Origin of the sequence: Streptomyces sp. NPDC096046, from assembly GCF_040303285.1 — a bacterium.
Lineage (GTDB): Bacteria > Actinomycetota > Actinomycetes > Streptomycetales > Streptomycetaceae > Streptomyces.
Genome location: NZ_JBEOSZ010000111.1, coordinates 1 through 1,330, shown reverse-complemented (window position 1 = coordinate 1,330; position 1,330 = coordinate 1). Strand labels below are relative to the sequence as shown.

The following is a 1,330-nucleotide window of genomic DNA, read 5'->3' as shown; positions in this document are numbered from 1 at the left end:
CCGGCGCCGTGTCTTTTGGGGCTTTGGCCAGTCGTTGCAGGGTGCAGAAGGCATGGGCGACGGAGACGAGGGTGACGTGGTGGTGCCAGCCGTTCCAGGTGCGGCCCTCGAAGTGGGCAAGTCCCAGGGCCTGTTTCATCTCCCGGTAGTCGTGCTCGATGCGCCAGCGGAGTTTGGCGAGGCGGACCAGTGTGGTCAGGGGCATGCCGGAGGGCAGGTCGGACAGCCAGTACTGCACCGGCTCGCTCTCGCCGGCGGGCCATTCGGCCAGCAGCCAGCACACGGGCAGTTCCGGGCCGTCGACGTGCTGGCGGACCTCGCGTCCGGCGGGCCGGATACGCAGGGCCACGAAGCGGGAGTACATCCGCTTGCGGCCCGAGCGGCCGGTGCCGGGCCGCGAGCCCTCCCGCCACTGCACCGGCCTGGCCGCTTTCCGGCCCGCCGCGATGACCAGCTCCTTCACCGACCGCGGCTTGCCGGGATACTTCGCCACCGGCGGGCGTCCCGTCCCGGAGTACGGCTCGGCCACCAACGCCGCCTCGGCGCTCTGGGCGGAGAGCGTGGCGGAGATCCCCACCACGTAATTCAGGCCGCGGGCCTGCAGTCCGTGCCGGAAGGCCGCGGCGTCGCCGTATCCGGCGTCCGCGACGGCCAGCGGCACCTCGAGTCCCCAGGAACGGGTCTCGTCGAGCATGTCCAGGGCCAGCTGCCACTTCTCCACGTGCCCGACATCGTCCGGGATGCCGCAGGCGGTGCGGCGGGCGACCTTGCCGGGGTCGGCCTTCGGCGAGGCGGGATCCCACGTCTGGGGCAGAAAGAGCCGCCAGTTGACCGCCGCCGAGGCGTGATCGGAGGCGAGGTGGAGCGAGACACCGACCTGGCAGTTGGTGACCTTGCCCGCGGTGCCGGTGTACTGCCGCGACACGCACGCCGAGGCGCTCCCGTCCTTCAGGAAGCCGGTGTCGTCGAAGACCAGGGCCTCGGGCCCGATCGCCTCCTCCATCCGCCAGGCCAGCTGAGCCCGGATATGCGCCGGGTCCCAGGGGCTGGTCGTGATGAAGTTGGCCAGCGCCTGACGATTGCCGTCCTCCCCGAGCCGGGCGGCCATCGGCTCGACCGACTTACGCTGCCCGTCGGTCAGCAGCCCGCGCAGATAGACCTGCCCCCACCGGCGCTGATCCTTACGCGCAAACGGCTCGAACACCTCCGCCGCGAACGCCTCAAGCTCACCACGCACCACAGCAATCTCGTCCGGAGTCACACACTCTCAACGCCACACCGGGCCAGGAGGACACGCACCACTACAACCGACCTGACCAAGCCCTACTAG

Annotated in this window: 1 protein-coding gene; it reads right to left on the bottom strand. The window is 70.5% G+C overall.

Annotated features, from left to right (window positions below; genetic code table 11):
• Window positions 1–1,261: IS701 family transposase (locus ABTX62_RS37815; protein WP_352120415.1), on the bottom strand; the 1,261-nt coding region annotated here is incomplete at its 3' end.
• Window positions 1,262–1,330 lie beyond the last annotated feature (69 nt).